A 23,698-nucleotide genomic window follows, 5' to 3' on the forward strand; every position below is an offset into this window, starting at 1 on the left:
ATCTATGCCATACGAGGATAACGAGCCTACAGACGACAAAACTTAGCTACTTTATCAAATAACTCGCAAATATTATGTAATAACGATAAGCGATTTTCTGCAATTTTTGGATCAGGATCATTAACGAGTACATTATCAAAAAAGCTAGTAGTAGGAACTAATAGCGATAATAGTAAATTTAAAGCTTTCTTATAATCTTTATCAGCTATACTATCTATAATTTGCGGCGAAATTTTTTGGATTACTTCAAATAATTCTTTTTCAGGTTGTGTACTAAAGAGACTTGTATCAACTAAGCCGATAATTTTCTGATCACCGATTATATTGCTAGCTCGCTTGTAAGCATTTAATAATTGTTTGCCTGCATCTTCTGCTAAAAATTTTTGTAAAGCATTAAGTTTTAGACTTATACTAACCAAATCATCTTCCATTCTTAAATCAAGAACAGCATTAATTAACGCAATATCATAGTCATTTTTAAAGTAAAATTTTGCTCTTTCTTCAAGAAACTCCATTATTAAATGTAATTCAAGTTCTTTACTAGAGGCTAGGAAAGAAGAATATAGCTTTATTGTAAAAGCTATCAACTTCTCAATATTTATATGTAAATTATTATGCAAAATAACTCTTATTATACCAAGTGCTTGACGTCTTAAGGCATATGGATCACCTGAACCTGTCGGAGCTTCACCCGCTATCATTAAACCGACTAAACTATCTAGTTTATCAGCTAAAGCAAGCAAAGCAGCATTCCCGCTCGGTGTATTATCATTAAGTCCTTGCGGTTTATAATGGTCTCTAATTGCAGCGGCTACTTCTTCACCTAGCCCCTCATGCTTTGCATAATAATAGCCCATAATACCTTGCAAATCAGGAAATTCTCCAACCATCTCAGAAACAAGATCGCTTTTGCAAAGTTTAGCTGCTGTAATTAAATCTGTATTGTCTAGAGCTGTATAACTACAAATTTTAGCTACACGCTCAACTTTTTCTCTTAAGTTACCAAGCTTTGCATGAAACGTTACAGCTTCTAATTTGCCTAATCTTGATTCTAAAGTTTTAGCTATATCTTGTTTATAAAAATATAAAGCATCCGAAAGACGTGCAGATAGTACTTTTTCATTACCTTTAATAACGAGTTCGGCATTTGCAAATCTACCATTACTGACAAAGAGAAAATATTGTGCGAAATTTCCTTCTTTATCGAATAGACAGAAATATTTCTGATGTGTACGCATCGAAGAAATAAGTACTTCTTTAGGTAGCTCTAAGAATTTTTGTGGGATTTTTCCAAGTAGCACAACAGGAAATTCACTAAGCCCTGCTACTTCTTCAATTAAACGATTATCTTCTTTTATGTTTAGATTACGAGAATTTGCCAGTTCCAATAAACCTGTTTTAATTATTTCTTCTCTCTTTGTTCTTTCTAAAATAACGTGATTTTCTGAAAGCTTATTTTTGTAATCCTCAAAATCTGTTACTTCTAATTTTTTATTATCAGTAAGACGATGCCCGTATGTAATATTATTAGCGGTTAAATGCCCAAATTGCAGTGGTAGTACTTCGCCATCAAATATACATAAAATATTTCGCAGAGGTCTAATCCATTTTATTTTGTAATCACCCCAAAACATCGATTTTGCCCAGCTATATTTATTAATAGCCTCTATAATAATCTCCGGCAAAATTTCTTTTATCTCTCTTTCTTCTGTCTTTTTGACAAAGAAATAATATAGCTGATTATTAATTAATTTAGTAGAAAGCTCTAATTTACTAACGTTATGAGCTTTACAAAATCCATTAATTGCAGCTTCCGGAGCATCTATGCTCGGTCCTTTAATTTCCGTTTCTTTCGGTAGAGTTACTTTCGGTAAGTGGGTAGCATACAATGTTATCCTACGAGGTCCTGCAAACGCTTGTACTTTTGCAAATATTTCGTTTTCTTCAAAAATTTTCGTGAATATGTTTAAATAACCCTCTTCAGCATTTTTTTGCATGAATGCAGGTATTTCTTCACTAAATAGCTCTAATAATAATTCACTCACCGCTTAACTCCAACCATTTCATACAACAAATTTTAGCTAAGTGCCGTACTCTTAAAATATAAGAGGCACGCTCAGTAACGCTAATTACCCCAAGTGCATTTAGTTGATTAAATGTATGACTTGCCTTAAGGCATTCATCATAAGCAGCTAACGGCACATCTCCGTCAACTAGTCTTTTGCATTCCTCTTCACTATCTTTGAAATGTCGCAGTAACATTTTACTATTTGCAAGCTCTAAATTATATTTTGAAAATTGTCTTTCAGCCTCAAAATCCACTTCACCGTATTTTAAAGCTTTTTCTCCTATTTGCCCATTCCAATCAAGTTCTTTTACTTCATCGACACCTTGAATATATAACGCAAGTCTCTCTAAGCCATAAGTGATTTCACCGGCAACGGGACGACATTCAATACCGCCGATTTGCTGCATATAAGTAAATTGCGATACTTCCATACCGTTACACCATACTTCCCAGCCAAGCCCTGCAGCACCTAAGGTTGGCGATTCCCAATCATCTTCGACAAAACGAATATCATGCTTTTTTAAATCTATGCCTAAACATTCTAAGCTTTTAAGATATAAATCTTGAATATTATCCGGTGATGTCTTTAAGATAACCTGAAACTGATAGTAATGTTGCATTCTGTTAGGGTGCATGCCGTATCTGCTATCGCCAGGTCTTCTCGATGGCTGTACATAAGCTACTGACCAAGGTTTTGAGCCAAGACATCTAAGTACCGTTGCAGGGTGAAACGTACCTGCTCCAACATGTGCATCGTAAGGCTGCAATATTGCACAACCGTAATCCTGCCAGTAATTTTGTAATGTCAGTATAATTTGCTGAAATGATAGTTTTTTCATAAGAAGTTATATATTAGAACTCAAATTCTCTAGCTTTGCCTTTTGCTCTTTGAATATCTAATTCATCACATTTAGGCATACTGAGTAAATGCTCTATGAAACTAAGTTTTGTAGGTTTCTTATCCTCTATCTCTGTAGATGCAATTGTTTTTGTATCGTTTTTATTAGTATCTTGTTCTGAATCTTGCATAATTTTAATGTTAGTTTAAAATAATGTTGTTGCATAGCTCATATTTTTTCGTCATTGCGAGGAAATTACGTAGTAATTGACGAAGCAATCTCAGGATATTTGACGAGATTGCCACGCAGCCTACGGCTGCTCGCAATGACGAAATAGCATAACACAAAGTTCTTAATAATACTCCTTACCGATCTCGATTTTAGGACGGTTATTAGCTACCCGCCAATCGTTAGTATCACGGAAAGAATAAACACAGCCGCAAAATTCTTGTTTATAAAAATTCTCTTCTTTGGCGATTTCATACATCCTACTAGCACCACCGTCTTTACGCCAATTATAAGTCCAATATGTTATCCCCTCATAATGAGATGCGGCTCTAATCCCTGATTCATTAATTTGGTTCATATCTTTCCATCTAGAAATACCAAGCGAACTAGTTATAACCTTAAAACCGTTTTCATAAGCATATAAAGCCGTACGCTCGAAACGCATATCAAAACACATTGTGCATCGTTTACCTCTCTCAGGCTCAAACTCCATCCCTTTAGCACGCCTAAACCAATTTTGCGGATCATAATCTGCGTCGATAAATTCTATATTATGCTTCTCAGCAAACTTAATATTTTCGTTCTTACGAAGCTCATATTCTTTTTTAGGATGAATATTAGGATTATAGAAAAAAAGCGTAAACTTAATACCGGTATCGATCATTTTCTCCATTAAAGGACCAACGCACGGAGCACAACAACAATGGAGTAAAACCTTATTTTCACCATCCGGTACTTCAAAAATTTCACTCATGATTAGCTGACCAAATTCTTTTTATATGTCTCTTTATAGAATTTTAGGATTATAGAAGATAACAAAGCAAGTGCAATTAAATAATATGCAATAGCATAATTGTCTCCGGTAACTTTCGTTAGTATCATTGCTAATATTGGAGCAGTACCGCCAAATATAGCAGCTGCAAGGTTGTATGAAAGTGCAACACCGGTAAATCTTATGCTAGTTGGAAATATCTCTACTAAAACCGTTGGGATAGGTCCCATATAAATAGCGATAATTCCGGCAAATATTACTTGAGATATTATAGCTAAAGTAAAGTTCATTGATCCTAAGGCTAGAAAAATAGGATAGACTGATAAAATTAACAAGATAATCCCCCATATTAGTACAGGACGCCGCCCCACTTTATCCGAAACATACGCAGATATAGGAAATACTATCATCATTACGATTAATATTATACTACTAACAATTGTGCTTTGCTGACTAGTATAACCAAGCGTTTGCATAAAATTACCGATAAAAACCGTAGAAGTATAAAAAGGAGCAGTTACGGTAATATAAAGACCAAGTGCGATAATTATAGTTCTTTTGGGTATTTTGTTAATGTTTCTCGTAAAGGAAAACGTGCTAAACGCCCTGTTTCCTTAGCTTTTTTATAAATATGACTTTCTGCTAGGTTTTTTCTAATATATATACCTACAGAGCTAATAAATAAACCGGCAATAAAAGGTATTCTCCAACCCCATTCAAATAGCATATCGGCGGGCATAAAATAAGAAAAATCGGCTGCTGTAGCAAGTCCAAGCAGCATACCGCCGCACATACTAACGAATGAGCTACTCCCCGCAAGCCCTCGCTGCTCGAACGAAGCATGTTCTACAATATACGAAATACAACCGCTAAACTCCCCTCCTAAAGAAAAACCTTGTATGAGTCTGATAACAGTTAAAATAATAGGAGCGGCAATACCTATAGTTTTATAGCCTGGTAAGAGACCTATCCCGGCAGTCGGTATTGCCATAGTTATAATACCCATCACCAAAGCGGTACGTCTGCCGAATCTATCACCGATATTACCGAAAATAATACCGCCGAGCGGTCGTACTATAAAGCCTGCAGCAAATACCGCAAAAGTTAAAGTCTCTCGTATTTCTGAATCCGGAAAAAAATGCTGCCCTATAATATAAGCAAATTGAGCATATAATGCATAATCATACCATTCTAAAGCATTGCCGATCATGCCAGATATTACTACTTTTCTCATTAAGTTATTTTATTGATTTTAAAAAAAGATAATAAAGGGAATATTTTATATTCTCAAGTAAAAATAGCTTTATAGCTTCATTGTACGGCTCATTTATGTCATTACCGTGAAAGCGGGGCGTTGTTGTATGGTTCGAGAAATCTACTCGATATCATTCCCGCGTGGCATTTTGCGTGAATCAGTAAAACTCACTGTGTCACCCCGTGGCTTGACCACGGGGTCCATAAAAACAATAAAAAATACTAATAATTTTAGTATTTTAACTGGATACCGTGGTCAAGCCACGGTATGACAGCAAAAAGTAATGGATTCCCACCGTTGCTGGAATGACATAAATGAGCCGTGCGGGCAACGCTTACAATTACGATACCCTATCTATGTTTTTCATTAACCACTTTCTTAGTTAATTTAGCATTTATTTGAGAAGGAGAAACTTTAATATTTTGTTTGATGTTTTTTGCTTTTTCTTGAGAGAGAAGACTTTCTTTATCATTTTGTAATGTTTTCATAAACTTATCTATATTGCTTTGTTCTAGTTTTATTGCATTATCATTATTTAAAATTAATCCTCCAATTTTTTCACCAAGTTCAGGTGCATATCTGACTGCAAAAATCGATGCCGGTACAACTATGATAGAAAAAGCCGCTCCCGCAGTCGCAACACTAATTGCTCCGACTAATAAAGCACAAACAGCACCGACGATTTTTCCGGTTGCTTGTTTAAATATATTACTTTTTTGTGTAAATGCTAAAAACATTTCTAATATTTTATTAAATTCTTTCTTTATATAGATTGTTGCTTCATCAATATTATTATATTTCTTCATTGCATACATTACAGAAGCCTTAAATAATTTTTTATGAGATTCCGCATAATTTATTATTTTGTCAAAATTCTTCTCTTTTAAAAGAGTTTTAAATATATTTTTAATTTTTTCTTTTTCGGTACTATTTATTTTTTCATCTCCAAAATAAACTTCTACAAGATTTTCTGCTATTATATCTTGTAATTGCTCTAAAATATTATTCTTATTTTGCTCATTTTCGTCTTCAGAAGTAATCATTATTGCAAATAACTCTAATGCTACGGAAAAATTATCATCATTAATAACCCGCATACCTAAATAATTTTTGAGTCTAGAAATACATTTATTAATATATTTTTCAGCCTCCGGTTTAGAATTAAGCCTTAGCGTATAATCTATAGCAAGCATATTTGCAATAGTAGAGCAAGTAGATTTCGTAAGATTATTGACAAAATTATTAACAATATCTTTTTTAAATAAATTAATATTTATGTTATTAAGTACTATTGCATTATTCATTTTAGTAATTTATTTTGAGGCTAATTCTCTGATATATAATATCAATTTAGCATAAATAAGATTAGGAGCATGATTCACTGAAAGTTTATATATATTCTTAGGCGTTAACACTTCTTCATTACGCACTCGTACAAAAGATATAAGAGTATTAGGAGGCATATAAGAATAAATTTCAGAGAATATTTTTAAAAAAGTCAAAAAATCTGCACAGGCATATTTTATATTTATGCTATAATTATTTACATGAATCGATTCACCTTCTCCTCCTTCAATCGCCTGAACATTATTTTTAAAAAATACTGAATTTATAGATACGTCTATAGGTTCTACTAAATCATATTTATTGCTTAAGCTTTTTATTTTAGGAATTAGTTCTTGATAATTTAAGCAACTCACATTACTTGGAACGCTTAAATCTACATATTTTTTGTAAGATTCTAATATTTCTTCTTTAGAGTTAATGACAGAATAAAGCTTTAAAACTTCCTCTGTTAGATTTTCTTGTGAAACTTGTTTATCAAGAATAGATTTACTGTATTCTTGCTGGAAATTTTTTATTATCCAAATAGTTAAGGAAATAAAGAAGAAATATATAATAAATTGAAAGAATATAAGATTCTTTAAATACATAATATATTTTTCGAACATTATCTTTACCTTGGGTTATTAGGCTTTGGTTTTTCGTCATTGCGAGAAGAATTACATAGTAATTCGACGAAGCAATCTCAGGAACTTGTTATTATTTCACGAGATTGCCACGTGATCAAAGATCGCTCGCAATGACGTTTTTAGTTTAATCAAGTCTTATCGTCAACTATATTAACCGATAAAGGAATTACTACCTTACCGAATATATCAAGTATTTTATCCTTATATATAACATAATCTATCTGCAAATTAGATAATTTATTTTTTACGTTTTGCATATGATCATCTAACATCTTTAGAGATTCATCTACCGATAGATTATTAGTATGATATTTAAGTATTAATTTGATTATTAATTGTCTCTTAGAAACTAACAAAATATTATCTATATTTGTTAATTCCCATTTAATTTCTTCTAATTTAAAAGCCGGATTTAAAGTAATTATAAGTCTGTTAAGTAAATCAAACGGTAGCGGTACCGGTGCTTCTAGTAATTTTTCTATTACATATAAATCAGCTAGGCTAGTAGTATTTTTAATATAAGGATATTTATATTTGATACTATCATATTCTTGATTTGTTGCATAATATTTTTCATTAATAGAGTTTATGTCTTTGTAATTCTGTTTTGTATTATATTTGATAATACCGACCACTAATATTAATATTATAAGTAATGCACTATATAATTTAAATGTCAGATCCTTTATAGTAACTAGTTTTTTTATTGATTTTAAATTATTATTATAAGCAGGAAAACTCTTATATTCTAGAAACATCCTACTAATATTCGTATCTATAAATCTTTCTTTTTCTAGAGTTTGCTTGTTTAGTATATTATCAACCGGTATAAAGATTACAGGGCGATCTTCAAAATTTGTTGATTCTAATAAAGATTTTAATTCTTCATCTACTATAAGAATTATACAGGCTCTTTGGTCAAGATTACTTATATAGTTTTTAAATAATATAAAGTAATCATTAATTTCTTGTTCTATAATACCTTGAACATAGCCGGTTGTTTTACCGAATGGATACTCAAGATTTCTAATTGTTATTATATTATTTTTATGTTTGATAATAAATTTTATACCGCTAGCTTGTGAGACATATACACAAATTTGGAAATAATCATTATATTTATCATTTTCTATATTCTGAACTATTTTATTTATAATAACTTTTAGCTCTAACGTTAAAAAGTAAATTCCTTTTAAATCAAGCGATCTTTTATCTATAATACATGAAATTATATCACTTAAAGGTGTTTCAAATGGACACGACATAATTAAAGTCGACCAAATTTCACTTGGTGTAGTAGTAATTTCGTAAACACAATGTGCTATAATGTCTTCTTTATTAAAATAACCTTCGATAAATTGTTCAATAGGATCAATTTTAACTATTGACTGTAATATAGGTATTTGATCGTGCCGTGCCTTACATTCACTACCGTCAAGTAAAAAATAAATATCGCTTTTTGGAAATTTACTAAAAAAGTTTTTATAAGGGTTTAAGTCTATCTGTTCCTGAGTAGGGATAAATAATTTATCTAATAATTTATTATCAAGAAAAATACTAAGAAATACACCTTTATTACCTAGTAACACCACGAACTTTTTTCTTTTGAAAGAAAATATTGTTAATTTTGTAACAAAATTAACAAAACGCAATTTGATCGAATCAAAAATATTTTTCATAAATAAATTTATTTTAATCATAATTCAGTGTATTTTACTATACTGGACGTTATTTCTGCGTGGATACCCGAGCCATCATTGAGAGAAGACATTGTTGCGTGGACCGGTAAAACCTACTGTGTGTCACCCCATGGCTTGACCACGGGGCCCATAAAAACAATAAAAAATACTAATATTTTAGTATTTTTAACTGGAGCCCGTGGTCAAGCCACGGTATGACAAAGGTGAAATTGATCCACGCAACAAGACCTCCTCGCAATGACGGTTTGGGTATCCACACGGGCAACACCTAGCGAAAATGACATAATATTTAAATAATATATCTTACCATGACTAAATTTACCACTGAAGAAGTTAGAAGTAAATTTATAACTTACTTTAAAGCAAATAATCATACACATGTACCGGCTAGCTCGTTAATTCCACACAATGACCCTAGCTTAATGTTTGTTAATTCCGGAATGGTACAATTTAAAAATGTTTTTACCGGACAAGAAAAAAGACCTTATAACAAAGCGGTAACTAGTCAAAAATCTCTTAGAGCTGGCGGGAAACATAACGACCTTGAGAATGTGGGTTATACAGCAAGACATCATACATTTTTTGAAATGCTAGGTAATTTTTCATTCGGTGACTATTTTAAAGAACAAGCCATATATTACGCTTGGAATTTATTGACTAAAGAATTTGAACTCCCAAAAGACAAGCTATATGTAACAGTCTATCATACCGACGACGAAGCAGCTTCTTACTGGAAAAAAATAGCAGGATTTAGGGATGATCGCATGATAAGAATCAAAACAAATGATAATTTTTGGTCTATGGGCGATACGGGTCCTTGCGGTCCTTGCTCTGAAATTTTTTATGACCACGGAGAACAAATATACGGTGGGCTACCTGGCACTAAGGACGAAGACGGTGACAGATTTATCGAGATTTGGAATATGGTATTTATGCAATATGAACAAATCGATAAAGATACTAGAATAGAGTTACCGCAAAAATCTATCGATACCGGTATGGGCCTTGAGCGTATGACGGCAGTATTACAGCATGTTAACAATAATTATGACATAGATTTATTTCAGGAAATAATTAATTTTACCGAAAATATAGTAAAAGTGAAAATAGAGGGAGAAGCTAAATTTTCTTACCGAGTTATTGCCGACCACTTACGAGCAAGTAGCTTTTTAATAGCTGACGGTGTTATCCCTTCAAATGAAGGACGAGGATATGTGCTTCGCCGTATTATGAGGCGAGCCATGCGGCATGCTCATATGCTTGGGTCAAAAGAGCCGTTAATGTATAAATTATTGCCAAAACTTGTTGATTTAATGGGAAATGTTTATCCTGAACTTAAGAGAGCAGAAAGCTTTATCAGCAGCATCTTAGAACAAGAGGAAATTAGGTTTAAAACTACTTTAGAACGTGGATTAAAGCTACTTACCGAAGAAACAGAAACGCTAACAAAAGGTAATGAATTATCAGGAGAAGTAGCGTTTAAACTATATGATACTTACGGATTTCCTCTTGATTTAACCGAAGATATTCTAAAAAATCGTGATATTTCCGTTGATCATAAAGGATTTGAGCAGCAAATGCTTATGCAAAAAGAACGTGCTAGAAAATCTTGGCTTGGCTCCGGTGAGTCCAAAACCGATCAGCTATGGTTTGATATTAAAGAGCAGCATGGCAGCACTGAGTTTTTAGGACATACTCTTAATGAAGCAGAATGTAAAATAATCGCATTAATTAAAGATAATAATTTAGTTAATGATATAAAAGAAATAGATACGCAATTTCTGCTAATCAGCAACCAAACACCTTTTTACGGTGAGTCCGGCGGTCAAATGGGTGATATTGGGACGATATTTTCAAAAGATTCTGAAATAGAAGTAATAGATACATTAAAATATTTAGGCTCTATTATAGTCCACAAATGTATTTTGAAAAAGGGGCAGATTAAAATAGGTGAAAATGCTAATTTTAGTATAGATATCAAATATAGACAGAATTTAAGAATTCATCACTCGGCCACGCATATATTACATGCAGTACTACATGAGGTGCTTGGTAAACATGTTACACAAAAAGGTTCTTTAGTCGCTCCGACTTATTTACGTTTTGATATTAGCCATTCTAAAGCTGTGACTAATGAAGAAATCACTTTAATCGAAGATAAGGTAAATGAGATTATTAGAGATAATCATGAAGTAGATACTACATTAATGACAACTGAAGATGCAGTCAAACAAGGAGCTATGGCACTGTTTGGCGAGAAATACGACTCTGAGGTAAGAGTAGTTAAGATGGGTGAGACTTCTTTAGAATTATGCGGCGGTACGCATGTCAGACGTACCAGTGATATCGGTTGTTTTAAGATCACAAGCGAAAGTGCTATAGCGGCAGGAGTTCGCAGAATTGAAGCAGTTTGCGGTGAATTCGTAATTAAATTAATGAGAGAAAAGGATAGTTTACTTAAATCGATAGAAAGCAGTTTAAAGACTAATAAAAACGAGCTTATTACCAAAGTAAACAATATTCTAGAGCGTAATAAGGAACTTGAGAAAGAGTTAGAAAAAACTTATTTAGCTAGTTTAGATTTAAGTATAGAGCAAATTGAAAAGCAAGCTGAGGATATAAAAGGAGTTAAGTTAATTTATCGATATATAGAGAATTTAGACAATAAAGTATTGCGTCAGGCTGCAGAAAATTTAACGAAAAAAGTAGAAGATTTAATAGTAGTATATATTACGGGTAATAACGATAAATTATCTATTACGGTTGCGGTGAGTAAAGCTATAACAGACAAATATAATGCGGGTATAATTGCAAAAGAACTCTCTTTATTCTTGGGAGGCAGCGGCGGAGGTGGACAAGCAAGCCTTACTCAAGCCGGAGGAAATGATATAGGTAAGTTAACTAACATCCATGAAAAATTACATGGTTTATTAACAGTATCATAGTGTGCTAGTTTAGGACGTGGTTGCGAGCAGTTGTAGGCGTTGTTGCATGACTCGTTTTATGTCATTCCCGCATAGGCGGGAATCCAGAAAAAAGTATAAATACAGCAAATTTTTGAAATTAAAAGCTCGATTTATGCTGGATTCCCGCCTACGCGGGAATGACATCTAGGACTTTTTAAAAATTGTCCGGTACTATGGATTTGATCGCAGGATTCAGTCTTTTTTTATTTTGTTATGGATCCCGTGGTCAAGCCACGGGATGACACAGAGGTGAAATTGATTCACGCAGTCTACGACTGCTCTCAATGACGGGGTGGTATACACGCAAACAATGCCTCGCAGGAATGACATAGGTATCCACGCAACTATATATTATAATACCGTTAAATCCCCAAGTGCTTCTACTAATTTATGGTTATTAGCAAAATTTTCCACCTCATTATGATTGCCGTAATGATCAAAATTTAGCAATAGTTCTTCTTGAGAATTTTTATAAAAAATGTTGGTAAATAAACGCATTTCGCCGTCAATTTTAACTTCTACTGCTTTATTTTGTAAAAATTTAACTCCATTGACACTTGTTTTACAATATGTAATACCTTTTTCTATAGCACGAGTAAAAGAATCAATGAGGTTCTTATCTAGTTTTTTTCAACTTCTCTCGCAATTTTTGCAAAACAATTAAGCCCCTTATATTTACCTACAGAATAAGCATCATCTTTTTTAATAATCTGTTTATTAACATTCCAACTGCTAATAATTTGATTATTAGTAATTTTTTGACTAATTTCAAAAAGTTTTTGTTGTTTTACCCGTTGATAATGAGCATGTATTTCTTTTGCATCATATTCTTTAATAAGCTCTTCTATATTTTCTGCCTTGTTATCTGTAGAGTAATTTGCAGAAATTTCTTGCTGTTTTTCTTCGGTTAATTGATTTGCATATTCTCTTGCTTTTTCTTTATTATTATTTAATAAAGAAGCAGCTATATCGATTTCTAAAGTTTCTTCGTTTTGAGGATCGTATTTTAAAGATTTCTCAATATTCTTAAGAACAGCTGTAGTTTTTTCTTCTGCCATAAAAGAAGTACTTGCAGTATTAAGAATTTCTACTATCACTTCTTCTTTGAATTCAGATTCATCGTACAATATAGAATCAGGATCAAGATAGCTTTTTAAGATTGCAAAATTTTTATATATTTGCATATCTTTTTTAGGTATAGTTTTTAAAACATCATGAGCTACTTCAACTTGTTTAGTATAAAGTGCAGTTGAAAGTATCAAAAGTTTATCACTTGAGAATTTAAAAATTTCTTTTAATTCCTGCTTTAATTCTTCTTTATAAACACTTCTTTCTTTATCAGAAAAACTATTATATTTAGCAATATATTTACAACAATTTAACATAGGCAAATATTGCAGAAGCAACGTATTAATATCAATAAGATTTAATTTTTCTTTATTAATCTCATATAAATTATTTAGCATTTCCAATAAATATTTAACATTGCCTAAAGGCATTTGTAGAATTATATTAGCTGCTTCTTCATGTCTATCGGTCATTTTATAATTAGCCCATAAACTAAACATTATATTTTCATTGTTCGGCAAAAAAGATAAGGCGTATTTATAGTATTTCTCTGCTAGTTTATCATTACCGTTTATCTCATAAATATGGGCTAAACGGTAAAGGCAAAAACCTTTATCTTCTTTATTAAAATTATTACCTGTAGAATTATTATTAATCGTTTCTTCCAAAAGTTTACATGCTTCATCATAATAATTGTTATTTATTAACATCTCAGAAAGCTGATTTACTATATCAAAATAATACTTTATGTGAGATACTAACTCTTTAGTAAATTTAACCTGAAAATCTGTTTTCATAAACTTCAACAAATAAAACAAAGTTTCCGTACATTCTTTATGTTTTGCATAGTTCTTTGTATTAAGCATTAATGTTAAAGATATATTTGCTCTAGTGAATATATCGCTTAATATTGTTTCTGCTGCTTCGGTATGATTGTTTAATATACTACAATAAAACGCCTCACTCATTGCTTGAACTTTAAGGAAAATATTTTCTATAGGATCAAGAGATTTTACAGTAAATTTATTTTGTAAGGTATAACTGTTCTTAACATTTGAACTGAGGTTATAAAATAATACATTCCCTTTTTGCTGTATGTTATACTTTTTTAATAATTCATGCCCTTTAAATTCGTCATATTTATAATTATTAAAAAACATTTCAATTACGCCGATTTTCTTTTCTACAATTCTCTCAGCTTCTTCATCTAAATATTTAAAAAGGTAAAGTATTGTTTCTATTGCAGCATTTACATTTTGTAAATATGGAAGATTTTTAACTATCGTATTTGCTTTAAGAGTAGGATTAATTGTTCTAAACTTATTTATTTCGTCTTTCTATAACATAGTAATTACTATATTATCGTTAGAGTTAATATAAGAAGAATGTTTTACAATGGAAGGTTTAGAATTTTCATAATAAATAACCTATAAATTTGGCGTGCATTATAAAATAAATTCTATTTTCTGTAAAGAATAATTAATTTTTAAATGAAATTTTAATAAAAAGATAAATAGTATGATCTGCTATTATTAGAGGCTATCAGTAAATAAACTTTAATTAGTAATTAAGGAGCTTTTTTAGCGAAAATTAATAAGATTTTTGTAGGAATAGTTATTCATATTTCAAAAAAATCTTATAATTTGCAGCAAAAAAGAACTAAATTACCGGTTAAAATTTGTTTACTGATAGACTCTTAGACACAGTATTGTTTATCAATATAATTCTGCGATATTTTTCACAGTTATTAATACTCTGTTTTCACAAAATAAAGTCCGGATGCGGGAGCAGTAGGACCGGCGGCTTTTCTATCTTTGGCTTCTAGAACATCTTTAATTTGTTCTGCCTGCCAAACATTCTTACCGACAAGCACTAAACTACCGACAATATTACGCACCATATGATGCAAAAATGATGGGGCTGAAAGATATAATTTTATTTCTTCGTCTTCTTTAACAATATTAAGTTCAGTTAAAGTTTTAATCGGTGATTTTGATTGACATGAGCTAGCCCTAAAGGAAGTAAAATCATGTTTGCCTAATAGATAAGCGGCAGCCTTTTGCATAGCTAGAATATCTAAAGGTGAACTAATCCACCATGCTCTATTTAAATCAATTACGGATGGATAAGGCCTATTAATAATTCTATATATATAATGACGGGAGGTAGCTGAAAATCTAGCATGAAAACTATTGGAGGCTAATTCACAATTCCATACTCCTACAGCATACGGTCTTGCAAAATAGTTAATAGCCGTAATAATTTTGTGAGGTTCTAAATGTTTTGAAAGATCAAAATGTGCTACTTGACCTATAGCATGAACAGCGGCATCTGTCCTTCCTGACCCAAACAATATTACCTGTTCACCAGAAAATTTATAAATCGCTTCTTCTAATATCTGCTGTACCGATATTACTCCTGCTTGCCTTTGCCAACCTGCAAGATTCGTGCCTAAATATTCAATGGTAATCTTATATCGATACATAAGGGGATTGTTATTGTCATTCCTGCGGAAAGGATACCTAAGCCATCATTGCGAGGAGACATTGCCCGCGTGGACCGAAAAATCCGTTCGATGTCATTCCCGCGTAGGCACGAATCCAGAAAAAAAGTATAAATACAGCAAATTTTTGAAATTAAAAGCTCGATTTATCTCGCTTTATGCTGGATTCCCGCCTACGCGGGAATGACATAACATATACATACAACAACACAGCCAATTTTGTAAATTATAATGAGTATACTGCTATAAATGAAAGTAGATAGACGAAATTTAATTTGGAAAAGAGCAAGGAGTCTGTAAGCCGAGGAGCGGAGCGTATAATAAATACGTGAGCATCCAAGGACTTACAAAGACGACGTAGCCAATTTTGCAAATTAAATAAGTATATCATGCTTCTAGTAAATCTGATGGATTACCTTCACCACGCTTTCCACCGCTTCTAAAGCTATTAAGCTTTTTGGATCTAATAGGGTGTTGTAACTTTCTTAAAGCTTTGGATTCTATTTGTCTTATACGTTCCCTAGTTACTTTAAATTGCTGCCCTACTTCTTCTAATGTATGGTCAGTATTCATACCTATACCGAAACGCATTCTAAGCACTCTTTCTTCACGTGGCGTAAGGGTTGCAAGTACTCTAGTGGTAACTTCTCGTAAGTTTGACTGAATTGCCGCATCAATCGGTGCTACTGCATTCTTATCTTCGATAAAATCGCCTAATTGACCGCCGTCACTATCATCACCTACGGGATTTTCAAGACTTATAGGTTCTTTAGCTATTTTCATGACTTTACGCACTTTATCAAGCGGCATTGAAAGACGGTTAGCAATTTCCGTTGCCGTCGGTTCATAGCCAAGTTCATTAAGCATTTGTCTTGAAGTACGCAGTATCTTATTAATTGTTTCAATCATATGCACAGGAATACGTATAGTCCTTGCTTGATCTGCAATAGCTCTTGTTATAGCTTGTCTAATCCACCAAGTAGCATAGGTAGAGAATTTATAGCCACGGCGATATTCAAATTTATCCACCGCTTTCATAAGTCCTATATTACCTTCTTGAATTAAATCCAAAAACTGCAATCCCCTATTAGCGTATTTTTTAGCGATAGATATAACTAAACGTAAATTCGCTTCTATCATATCTTTTTTTGCTTGTAGCGTTTGTCTCTCACTTTTTTGTATAGTATTCACTAGTTTTTTAAAATCATTAACTAAAAGCCCGGTATTAGATTCTATAAGCGATAATTCGGCAATCATTTGATCTATATAATCCGATTCTTTAGTAATTAACTCTTTCCAAGCGACTTTTTTATTTTTCAGCATTTTTTCTTTCCATGCTGCATTGATAACCGATCCTATATATTCATCTAGGAAATTTTGGCGAGTTACTCCGTATTTTTCAGCAAGTTTTAAAAAGGCTGTTTCTTTATTAATTAAATCACGATTTATTCCATACATCTTACCTAAAATTTCTTTTGTTCTTTTAGAATTAAAATGTATTTCCGAAACTTCATTTATCAATAATTCCAAATTATTATTATATTTTTTGCTATTTTGTAAAACTTTCGGCTCAAAAGATTTCTCATAACATTTTTTAGCTTCAATGAGTAGCTCTTCGCAGATAAAAGAAATCTTTTTCATACGCTCTATGATATTAGGTAATATCTGCGTTTCTACTCTAGACATAGATAAGTGATTATCCTCATGCTCTTCTCCTTCAGTCTCACTACTATGTTCTTCATCATTTTCGGGTGCTTCGTCATGTAACATGTTAGCTTCTAAATCTATCAGATCACGTAGTAACATTTTTTCATTAACTAAATCTTCATACCATACTATAAAACAACGCATAGCAATAGGGCTTCTGCATAAGGAAGCAGTCATTGTTTTACGTCCTTCCTCAATCCTTTTTGCTATTTCTACTTCGTTTTCACGAGTTAAAAGATCGACGCCTCCCATATCCTTAAGATATAATCTTACGGGATCATCGGTAGTACCTATATTTTCTTCTTCTACCTCATCCTCAGGTTCATTATCAACATTGGTAGATAGCTTAAATTCTTCATCCATTCCGATATCAAGCTTAATTTCATCATCTTCGTTAGATTCTAAAATATCTACTCCTGCATCGGAAAATTTTAATATAGCTTCCTCTAATTGTCTTATTGAAGGATTTTTATTAAGAGGAAGAGCTTTGTTTATATCATCATAAGTGACTGGTATCTTTTTAGATTTAGCTTTTTTAAGTAAACTATCTATTTTATCTAGATCATTGTCTATATTGCTATTGCTCATTAAATACCTATATGCTTTTTTCTTTTAAAAGAAGTTTGAAATAATTAAGTTATCGTGTGATTAATAAAAGATTCGTTTAAAACTTGAAGTTCATTTGCAATCTTCAGAATTTCTTTTTTATATAATAAAACTTTTTCAAAGTCGTGATTGTCTGTACTGTTTATGGTAATAGAGTATTCTTGTTGTAAATTTATTAGATAATATTTCTTATGTAGCCACTGCCATAATAAATCCAGTCTGATATTATTTTTATTAAATGAGATATCTAAAAACAAATTATCCGTTTTTGATAATAATAAAAAAATATCAAAAAAGCTAGTTTTTTCCACAATTGCAGTAATTTCACTTGCTTCTACGTTATTATCTATAATCTCGTTTAAATACCAATTACGGAATTCTTCAAGCGATTTATTATTAAAATTTAAATTTAAGATGAAATCTCTAATATCTTTTTCTTCAAGTATTATAGGAAATTTAATCAACAAAGCACAAAAAGCGTGTTCTAGCATTTCAAGCTCTGAATAGCCGTGACTTGAAATTATAGGAGCCAAATTTGAGTTTTTAGTTGTAGCTTTCTTCTGCTTTGTGACTAAATTTTGCCATATTTGATCTTTAAAAAACCTGTAATAACTTGCTTTTAAATTACTATCCGATATTTTACTGCAGTAATCTTTTAAATTTTTCTCTAAATTAGCTTTTTCTTCCGCAGTTTTAAAACTCTTGCCACTATACTCAATATACCAAATCATTTCTGATAGGCTTATTCTTTTATCTATAAGCTTTGCAAAAAAATCAGCACCGTTTTTATTTACTGCATCGTCGGGATCAAGTCCGTTTGGTAACCTAATAAAAGAAATTTTCTTTTCACTATTAATAAGCGGTAATGCTAAGTTAATAGTTCTTATGCTAGCTTTTATACCTGCATTATCTCCGTCAAGACATAATATAATTTCATCGCCGGCACGCCATAATTTATGTAAATGATTTTCAGTAACGCTAGTACCAAGGCTCGCAACCGCTTCGCTAAAGCCTGCTTGATGTAGTGCTATAACGTCAAAATAACCTTCTACTAGAATCGAGTGATTTTTTTTATAGCTACTGCTTATCGCTTTATGCTCACCGTATAGAGTTTCACTTTTTTGAAATACTGTAGTTTCAGGTGAATTCAAGTATTTAGGCAGCCCCTCCCCTAGTACCCTACCGCCAAAGCCTACAATTTTATTGTAAATATTTCTAATTGGAATAGTAATACGGTTAGAAAATAAATTATATATTTCGCCATTTTCTCGTTTGCCTATTAAGCCGGCTTTGCCGAGTTTTATAATATCTATATTTTTATCGTGAAAAAACTTTTCAAATTTATTATTCTTCGGAGCGAAGCCTATTGAAAACTCTTTTACTGTTTCTTCGGTAATCCCCCTTTCGTGTAGATAATTTAATATTTCAGGCGTTAATTGTGTCCTGAAAAATTTATTGGCGAGTTCTAAAATATTTAGAATTTCATCGGATTCTTCATAAAATTCTTTCTGTTTCGCAGTTAATTTCGGTATCTCTATACCATAATCGGTTGCAAGCTTTATAGCAGACTCATTATAGGATAAACCGCTAATATTAGAAGTAAATTTTATAACGTCACCGGCTGCTTTACAACCAAAACAATAGAAAAATCTCTTACTATCACTAACTGTAAAAGATGGGGTCTTTTCTTGATGGAAAGGACATAAACCTACATAGTTACCGGATTTTTTAGTTAAAGCTACTTTTTGCCGTACTACATCGGATATGTTAATACGGTTTCTTAATAACTCATAAAATTCCGGTGCAACTCTCATTATATTACAATATGTAAGAAAGAATAGCTGTAGATAAACAATAAGAAAGCGGTATAGATAAATTATCGTTAATTCTTAAATCTTTTGAATAAAATTCAGTTGCCGTAGCCCCTATACAACTCATAATGATAATAATAAAACTCGTATTGTACCCTAAATAGAAACACACTAATATACTTATAAAAATTGCAGAAGCTAAGAAAGTAACAGAACCTGCTATAGATTTACCGTTACCTAAGCTATTTCCTATTTTAACGCCGACAAGAGCCGCTAAACAATCTGAAATAATTAAAATCAACCACGAACAAATCACTAAATTTTTAGGGAAAAGAAGAGCAGTTAAGAAAAAACCGAGCATCATAAAGCTAATGCCGCTTAGAGCAAAAGAACCGTTATTTTCTAGGGGCCTTATAACTTTTGAAAAAAATTTAGTTACAAATTCGCTAATTTTTGCATTATTATGACGTGATACATCTAAATATAATGTAATAGCCGTTATTATAAATAATAATAACGTAATAGCGGTTCTTGGAATAAATAAATAAAGCAGCGGAAATATTATAGCCGATAGGTGGAAAATTTTACGCTTTTTCTCAAAGTCAAAATCTTTAATTTCCATAGAATCATTAATATGTTTTTAGATATGTGAAAAATAATTAAAAAGGCTTATTTGACAAATTTAACTATTACAAATATACTTGCTGGAATCTATATTATTGAAAATAGTATACTAAAATTACTAAATCTATACAATATAATTATGAATACAAAATTTCCTATCACCGCTAAAGGTTTTGAAAAATTAGAACACGAGCTTAAACATTTAAAACATGTAGAGCGTAAAAAAATTAGTGAAGATATAGCCGAAGCACGAGAACACGGCGATTTATCCGAGAATGCGGAATATGAAGCGGCACGTGAGAAACAAGCATTTATAGAAGGACGTATTAAAGAGCTTGAAGATATGACGGCAAGAGCGGAAATTATTGATATTGGTAAATTATCGGGGGATAACATAAAATTTGGAGCTACGGTTACTTTAATCGACGACGATACTGAAGAAGAAGTAACATATATTATTGTAGGAGAATATGAAGCCGATATAACTAGAAAAAGAGTTTCAATCGCTTCTCCTATAGCAAAAGCTTTGATTGGAAAATCGGTAGGTGATTTTGTAGAAGTTACAACACCGAAAGGATCTAAATCATACGAAGTAGTTACCGTTGAATATAAAGAACTAGAACTTTAGCTTAACTTTTTCTTATTATCATAAAGAAAGCTAATACTGCATTAGACCTTTTTGTATAACTCTTATAAATAGAAGTTTGAAGAAGATACTTCTACTCTTTGCAATTGGCTAAGATACCTTATTTTATCACTATAACCTCTCCGCCGCAGTTCTTGTGACAGATATGATAGTTTTCAATGCAACTACAACTAGAATTATTGCAAAGATTATTTTGATGGCTACTAAAGTGCGGCATATATTTGTTATCTTTATTGCTTTTGGCAGCTTGTTGTGAGATTAAATAGTTATTTTGAGCATTTAGAGTTGATTAAGTAAATTACATTGCGTATTATACATATCACAACTTTGCATACATCTTTCTTTTTCTAATAAACATTTATTAGCACATTTTCTACCTTCTGCAGTAGGTGGGGGAATAATTTCATATCTTGTAGTACAAGAAGTAATCATTAGAAAACACAATATTAGACCATAATGTGCAATTGAATTCAAAAAGCCGTTTATAAGAGAATTTTTTGCTCTATATGTTGTATGCATAAGTTATATAGTAGGATAGATGAAGAGTAGTAGCTTATTATATTATTTATACACAGTCAAGCCAACAGATTCATTTATTTTTTCTTAAACATCTCGAGCATTCTTTTTGTTACTATAAATCCGCCGAAGATATTTATAGAAGCAAGCAGCGTTGCAAAATACCCAAGTAAACCGGAAAACCCAAAAGCAGAGCTACTTGCGGCAATCATAGAACTAAGAACTATAATACCTGAAATAGCGTTAGTAATGGACATAAGCGGAGTATGGAGTGCAGGCGTTACTTTCCACACTACATAATATCCAACAAAAGAAGCTAATACAAAAATGGTTATAGCAAATACTAGCGGGTCTATAGTACTTGTGTTTGTTTGCCAACTAGTATCTATTACCAAATCTTTTAATTTATCTGATAATTCTTGAGTATTATGGGCAATTTCAGCCGCTTGTTTAGCCATTATCGGTAATTGATTCATATATTTAATTTCTCATTCACAACTTTGCCGTCTTTGGTAATCAACATATCACGTACTAAATCATCATCCATATTAAACTTGCCGTCTTGCAGAGCATAGTTTAGAAAATTATACAAATTCTTAGAATAGAGTTTTGAGCTATCGGTAGCAATTTTAGTAGCAAGATTTGATAAACCTATTATGGTAACACCGTGTTTAGTAACGATCTTATCAGGTTCTGAACCTTCCGCATTTCCTCCTGTAGAGGTCGCTATATCAACAATCACTGAACCATGCTTCATAGATTCTAGCATTTTTTCCGTAACAAGCAGAGGTGCTTTTTTTCCCGGAATTTGTGCAGTAGTAATAACTATATCATATCCTTTAATAATTTTTGCTAAAAACTCTTCTTGTTTAGCTTTGTAATCTTCCGAACTTTCGTTAGCATAACCTGATTTATCCTGTAAATCTTCTTGTAGCTCCGGTGAAACAAACTTAGCTCCTAAGCTTTCTACCTGCTCTTTGGTAGCAGCTCTTACATCATATCCTGCAACAATGCTACCGAGTCTTTTTGCCGTTGCAATAGCTTGGAGTCCTGCAACACCGATACCAAGGACCAAAGTTTTGCACGGTGAAATCGTACCTGCTGCAGTCATCATCATAGGAAAAGCCTTTGTGTAATGATAGCTTGCTTCAATTACCGCTCTATAGCCTACTAAATTACTTTGAGAAGATAAAGCGTCCATATTTTGAGCTTTAGTAATTCTTGGAACGAATTCCATAGCAAAAGTCGTAAGGTTTTTTTTTGCTGCCGATTTTATATAATCATGATTCAAATAAGGCGATAATAATCCTACAATAATTGCTCCTTTTTTTGCAAATTCAAGCTCACTATATTTATCCGTAACGGATGAAGGTTGCACCTTTAATATAATATCGGCATCGGAAATAATTTCGAGTGGTACCGAAGATACTTTAGCACCTAGAGCAACATATTCTTCATCAAGAAAACCGGCATGAAGCCCTACATCTTTCTCTACCGTAACCGCATAGCCTTTTTTGACTAGCAATCCTGCTACTTCAGGCGTTATAGCAACTCGCGTTTCATGCTTGGCTTTTTCTTTTAAAGCAACGATTTTCATAAATATTATTTGTTTTAACAATATAACTAAGGTAGTTTAAACATAATTTAAAATATAAAACAATAAAAATGAAAAAAATATTCTTAATTATTATTTGTGTTTTTATAAATTCAGTCGTAGCGTTTGGAGCAGATGATAAAACAACTATTTTGGAGCTAAAAACTTATCTACATACGATAAAATCGGTTGCTATAGATTTTACTCAAGAAGATTCGTACGGTAAAATAGTTAAAGGAAAATTACTAATCCACAAACCTTATAATTTTAGATGTAATTATTATCCTCCTTTCCCTTTAGTTATAATAGGTACTAAAAATTTCGTATCGATGTATGATTATGATATGGAGCAAGTAAGCCGTATTAATAGAAGCGAAAATACATTTAATTTTTTATTAGAAGATAATAAGCATTTTGACAAGGATTTTGTTTTTGAATTGGTAGTTAATGAAGGAAATATTTCTAAAATTACTATATATCATACTCTAACGGAAAAGCGTAGCGAAATTACTTTTAATAAAGCTACTAAACAAATTGAAGCATTAAAAATATTTGAAGATAATAATATAGTCACTATTACTTTTGATAAAATAGCTAAAGTACAAAAATTTTCTGATGATTTGTTTAAATTAAAAAACCCTGAAATATTCGGTCCACCTGAAAGATTAACAAAATCGGAAATAGAAAAAAAATATATTGTTTCTTGAAAATAAACAGGTTATGTTAATTATGCTAGTAGTGGGCATTGTGCCTGTTTAGTCGGTCAGGTCTGAAAGGAAGCAGCCGGAGTGGGATTCAATGGGTCATTACTAGCATTACTCT

The 23,698-nt window shown here is 32.0% G+C and carries 20 protein-coding genes, 1 other RNA gene and 2 pseudogenes; 5 read left to right on the top strand and 18 right to left on the bottom strand.

The annotated features are described in order from the left end of the window. Positions 1–26: 26 nt before the first annotated feature. The 8 genes and pseudogenes from glyS to ACE38Q_RS06020 all read right to left on the bottom strand — a co-directional run bounded on the left by glyS (position 27) and on the right by ACE38Q_RS06020 (position 8,835). Positions 27–2,045 carry a glycine--tRNA ligase subunit beta gene (glyS, locus tag ACE38Q_RS05985; protein ID WP_500190473.1) on the bottom strand — a complete coding sequence of 673 codons (2,019 nt, stop codon included), beginning with the start codon at positions 2,043–2,045 and terminating at the stop codon, positions 27–29. Beyond that, positions 2,038–2,907: a glycine--tRNA ligase subunit alpha gene (locus tag ACE38Q_RS05990; RefSeq protein WP_500190477.1), complete on the bottom strand. Its 870-nt coding sequence runs from the start codon at positions 2,905–2,907 to the stop codon at positions 2,038–2,040. Before ACE38Q_RS05990 ends, glyS begins: the two co-directional genes overlap by 8 nt. Before the next feature lie 13 nt (positions 2,908–2,920). Beyond that, entirely contained in the window at positions 2,921–3,097 is a 177-nt protein-coding gene (locus tag ACE38Q_RS05995) for a type II toxin-antitoxin system Phd/YefM family antitoxin (protein WP_500190479.1), read from the bottom strand. Between the two features lie 162 nt (positions 3,098–3,259). Next, positions 3,260–3,889: an epoxyqueuosine reductase QueH gene (locus ACE38Q_RS06000; RefSeq protein WP_500190481.1), complete on the bottom strand. Its 630-nt coding sequence runs from the start codon at positions 3,887–3,889 to the stop codon at positions 3,260–3,262. Positions 3,890–3,891: 2 nt separating this feature from the next. After that, positions 3,892–5,141 (bottom strand): annotated as a pseudogene (locus ACE38Q_RS06005) (metabolite/H+ symporter). Between the two features lie 371 nt (positions 5,142–5,512). Then, positions 5,513–6,466: an RP853 family protein gene (locus tag ACE38Q_RS06010; RefSeq protein ID WP_500190483.1), complete on the bottom strand. Its 954-nt coding sequence runs from the start codon at positions 6,464–6,466 to the stop codon at positions 5,513–5,515. A 9-nt stretch (positions 6,467–6,475) separates the two neighbouring features. Then, complete coding sequence (locus ACE38Q_RS06015; protein WP_485440787.1) at positions 6,476–7,114, bottom strand: hypothetical protein; 639 nt, start codon at positions 7,112–7,114, stop codon at positions 6,476–6,478. A gap of 149 nt (positions 7,115–7,263) precedes the next feature. Then, positions 7,264–8,835 (bottom strand): hypothetical protein, encoded by a 1,572-nt coding sequence (locus ACE38Q_RS06020; RefSeq protein WP_500190485.1) that lies wholly within the window; start codon positions 8,833–8,835, stop codon positions 7,264–7,266. A 308-nt stretch (positions 8,836–9,143) separates the two neighbouring features. On the opposite strand from ACE38Q_RS06020, the gene alaS reads away from it, so the two are divergent. Beyond that, entirely contained in the window at positions 9,144–11,780 is a 2,637-nt protein-coding gene (gene alaS / locus ACE38Q_RS06025) for an alanine--tRNA ligase (protein ID WP_500190486.1), read from the top strand. A gap of 372 nt (positions 11,781–12,152) precedes the next feature. On the opposite strand, the gene ACE38Q_RS06030 is transcribed toward alaS, so the two are convergent. The 3 genes from ACE38Q_RS06030 to truA form a co-directional block, all read right to left on the bottom strand. Next, a complete protein-coding gene (locus ACE38Q_RS06030) occupies positions 12,153–12,299 on the bottom strand; it encodes a hypothetical protein (RefSeq protein WP_199402775.1) in 147 nt (48 codons plus the stop codon). A 122-nt stretch (positions 12,300–12,421) separates the two neighbouring features. Beyond that, positions 12,422–14,029: a tetratricopeptide repeat protein gene (locus ACE38Q_RS06035; protein ID WP_500190487.1), complete on the bottom strand. Its 1,608-nt coding sequence runs from the start codon at positions 14,027–14,029 to the stop codon at positions 12,422–12,424. 587 nt (positions 14,030–14,616) lie between these two features. Next, positions 14,617–15,354 carry a tRNA pseudouridine(38-40) synthase TruA gene (gene truA, locus ACE38Q_RS06040; RefSeq protein WP_500190488.1) on the bottom strand — a complete coding sequence of 246 codons (738 nt, stop codon included), beginning with the start codon at positions 15,352–15,354 and terminating at the stop codon, positions 14,617–14,619. Positions 15,355–15,647: 293 nt separating this feature from the next. Between truA and ACE38Q_RS06045 the strand changes: the two are divergent. After that, a pseudogene (locus tag ACE38Q_RS06045) lies at positions 15,648–15,750 on the top strand (palindromic element RPE5 domain-containing protein). Positions 15,751–15,759: 9 nt separating this feature from the next. Here ACE38Q_RS06045 and rpoD read toward each other — a convergent pair. From rpoD to ACE38Q_RS06060, 3 genes are read right to left on the bottom strand one after another with little or no spacing between them, the layout of a single operon-like run. Then, positions 15,760–17,667, bottom strand: a complete 1,908-nt coding sequence (gene rpoD / locus ACE38Q_RS06050) for an RNA polymerase sigma factor RpoD (protein WP_500190490.1) — start codon at positions 17,665–17,667, stop codon at positions 15,760–15,762. A 44-nt stretch (positions 17,668–17,711) separates the two neighbouring features. Continuing rightward, positions 17,712–19,499: a DNA primase gene (dnaG, locus tag ACE38Q_RS06055; RefSeq protein WP_500190492.1), complete on the bottom strand. Its 1,788-nt coding sequence runs from the start codon at positions 19,497–19,499 to the stop codon at positions 17,712–17,714. A 4-nt stretch (positions 19,500–19,503) separates the two neighbouring features. Beyond that, positions 19,504–20,118 carry a diacylglycerol/polyprenol kinase family protein gene (locus ACE38Q_RS06060; RefSeq protein WP_500190494.1) on the bottom strand — a complete coding sequence of 205 codons (615 nt, stop codon included), beginning with the start codon at positions 20,116–20,118 and terminating at the stop codon, positions 19,504–19,506. A 141-nt stretch (positions 20,119–20,259) separates the two neighbouring features. Here ACE38Q_RS06060 and greA point away from each other — a divergent pair, with 141 nt between their 5' ends. After that, positions 20,260–20,748 carry a transcription elongation factor GreA gene (greA, locus tag ACE38Q_RS06065; protein ID WP_037213737.1) on the top strand — a complete coding sequence of 163 codons (489 nt, stop codon included), beginning with the start codon at positions 20,260–20,262 and terminating at the stop codon, positions 20,746–20,748. Between the two features lie 118 nt (positions 20,749–20,866). On the opposite strand, the gene ACE38Q_RS06070 is transcribed toward greA, so the two are convergent. The 4 genes from ACE38Q_RS06070 to ACE38Q_RS06085 form a co-directional block, all read right to left on the bottom strand. Then, positions 20,867–21,025 (bottom strand): Aq_678 family protein, encoded by a 159-nt coding sequence (locus ACE38Q_RS06070; protein ID WP_500191349.1) that lies wholly within the window; start codon positions 21,023–21,025, stop codon positions 20,867–20,869. Positions 21,026–21,045: 20 nt separating this feature from the next. Then, positions 21,046–21,285 (bottom strand): Aq_678 family protein, encoded by a 240-nt coding sequence (locus ACE38Q_RS06075; RefSeq protein ID WP_500190496.1) that lies wholly within the window; start codon positions 21,283–21,285, stop codon positions 21,046–21,048. A gap of 74 nt (positions 21,286–21,359) precedes the next feature. After that, entirely contained in the window at positions 21,360–21,758 is a 399-nt protein-coding gene (locus ACE38Q_RS06080) for an NAD(P) transhydrogenase subunit alpha part 2 (RefSeq protein ID WP_023507355.1), read from the bottom strand. Further along, the gene (locus ACE38Q_RS06085) at positions 21,755–22,879 is read right to left on the bottom strand and encodes a Re/Si-specific NAD(P)(+) transhydrogenase subunit alpha (protein ID WP_500190499.1); all 1,125 of its coding nucleotides are present in this window, start codon (positions 22,877–22,879) and stop codon (positions 21,755–21,757) included. The genes ACE38Q_RS06080 and ACE38Q_RS06085 overlap by 4 nt, the downstream gene beginning before the upstream one ends. 68 nt (positions 22,880–22,947) lie before the next feature. Between ACE38Q_RS06085 and ACE38Q_RS06090 the strand changes: the two genes are divergently transcribed. Both ACE38Q_RS06090 and ffs read left to right on the top strand, forming a co-directional pair. After that, the gene (locus ACE38Q_RS06090) at positions 22,948–23,583 is read left to right on the top strand and encodes an outer-membrane lipoprotein carrier protein LolA (RefSeq protein WP_500190500.1); all 636 of its coding nucleotides are present in this window, start codon (positions 22,948–22,950) and stop codon (positions 23,581–23,583) included. 20 nt (positions 23,584–23,603) lie between these two features. Continuing rightward, positions 23,604–23,697: signal recognition particle sRNA small type (gene ffs / locus ACE38Q_RS06095), an RNA gene on the top strand. The last annotated feature ends 1 nt before the right edge of the window (position 23,698 follow it).

Source organism: Rickettsia endosymbiont of Thecocarcelia acutangulata (genome assembly GCF_964263195.1).
GTDB lineage: Bacteria > Pseudomonadota > Alphaproteobacteria > Rickettsiales > Rickettsiaceae > Rickettsia > Rickettsia felis.

Excerpts from the sequence above, each read along its gene's own strand:
- ACE38Q_RS05990 (WP_500190477.1), bottom strand. The coding sequence starts at position 2,907 with ATGAAAAAACTATCATTTCAGCAAATTATACTGACATTACAAAATTAC.
- ACE38Q_RS05995 (WP_500190479.1), bottom strand. The coding sequence starts at position 3,097 with ATGCAAGATTCAGAACAAGATACTAATAAAAACGATACAAAAACAATT.
- ACE38Q_RS06000 (WP_500190481.1), bottom strand. The coding sequence starts at position 3,889 with ATGAGTGAAATTTTTGAAGTACCGGATGGTGAAAATAAGGTTTTACTC.
- ACE38Q_RS06010 (WP_500190483.1), bottom strand. The coding sequence starts at position 6,466 with ATGAATAATGCAATAGTACTTAATAACATAAATATTAATTTATTTAAA.
- ACE38Q_RS06015 (WP_485440787.1), bottom strand. The coding sequence starts at position 7,114 with ATGTTCGAAAAATATATTATGTATTTAAAGAATCTTATATTCTTTCAA.
- ACE38Q_RS06020 (WP_500190485.1), bottom strand. The coding sequence starts at position 8,835 with ATGATTAAAATAAATTTATTTATGAAAAATATTTTTGATTCGATCAAA.
- alaS (WP_500190486.1), top strand. The coding sequence starts at position 9,144 with ATGACTAAATTTACCACTGAAGAAGTTAGAAGTAAATTTATAACTTAC.
- ACE38Q_RS06030 (WP_199402775.1), bottom strand. The coding sequence starts at position 12,299 with ATGCGTTTATTTACCAACATTTTTTATAAAAATTCTCAAGAAGAACTA.
- ACE38Q_RS06035 (WP_500190487.1), bottom strand. The coding sequence starts at position 14,029 with ATGTTTTTTAATAATTATAAATATGACGAATTTAAAGGGCATGAATTA.
- truA (WP_500190488.1), bottom strand. The coding sequence starts at position 15,354 with ATGTATCGATATAAGATTACCATTGAATATTTAGGCACGAATCTTGCA.
- rpoD (WP_500190490.1), bottom strand. The coding sequence starts at position 17,667 with ATGAGCAATAGCAATATAGACAATGATCTAGATAAAATAGATAGTTTA.
- dnaG (WP_500190492.1), bottom strand. The coding sequence starts at position 19,499 with ATGAGAGTTGCACCGGAATTTTATGAGTTATTAAGAAACCGTATTAAC.
- ACE38Q_RS06060 (WP_500190494.1), bottom strand. The coding sequence starts at position 20,118 with ATGGAAATTAAAGATTTTGACTTTGAGAAAAAGCGTAAAATTTTCCAC.
- greA (WP_037213737.1), top strand. The coding sequence starts at position 20,260 with ATGAATACAAAATTTCCTATCACCGCTAAAGGTTTTGAAAAATTAGAA.
- ACE38Q_RS06075 (WP_500190496.1), bottom strand. The coding sequence starts at position 21,285 with ATGCATACAACATATAGAGCAAAAAATTCTCTTATAAACGGCTTTTTG.
- ACE38Q_RS06080 (WP_023507355.1), bottom strand. The coding sequence starts at position 21,758 with ATGAATCAATTACCGATAATGGCTAAACAAGCGGCTGAAATTGCCCAT.
- ACE38Q_RS06085 (WP_500190499.1), bottom strand. The coding sequence starts at position 22,879 with ATGAAAATCGTTGCTTTAAAAGAAAAAGCCAAGCATGAAACGCGAGTT.
- ACE38Q_RS06090 (WP_500190500.1), top strand. The coding sequence starts at position 22,948 with ATGAAAAAAATATTCTTAATTATTATTTGTGTTTTTATAAATTCAGTC.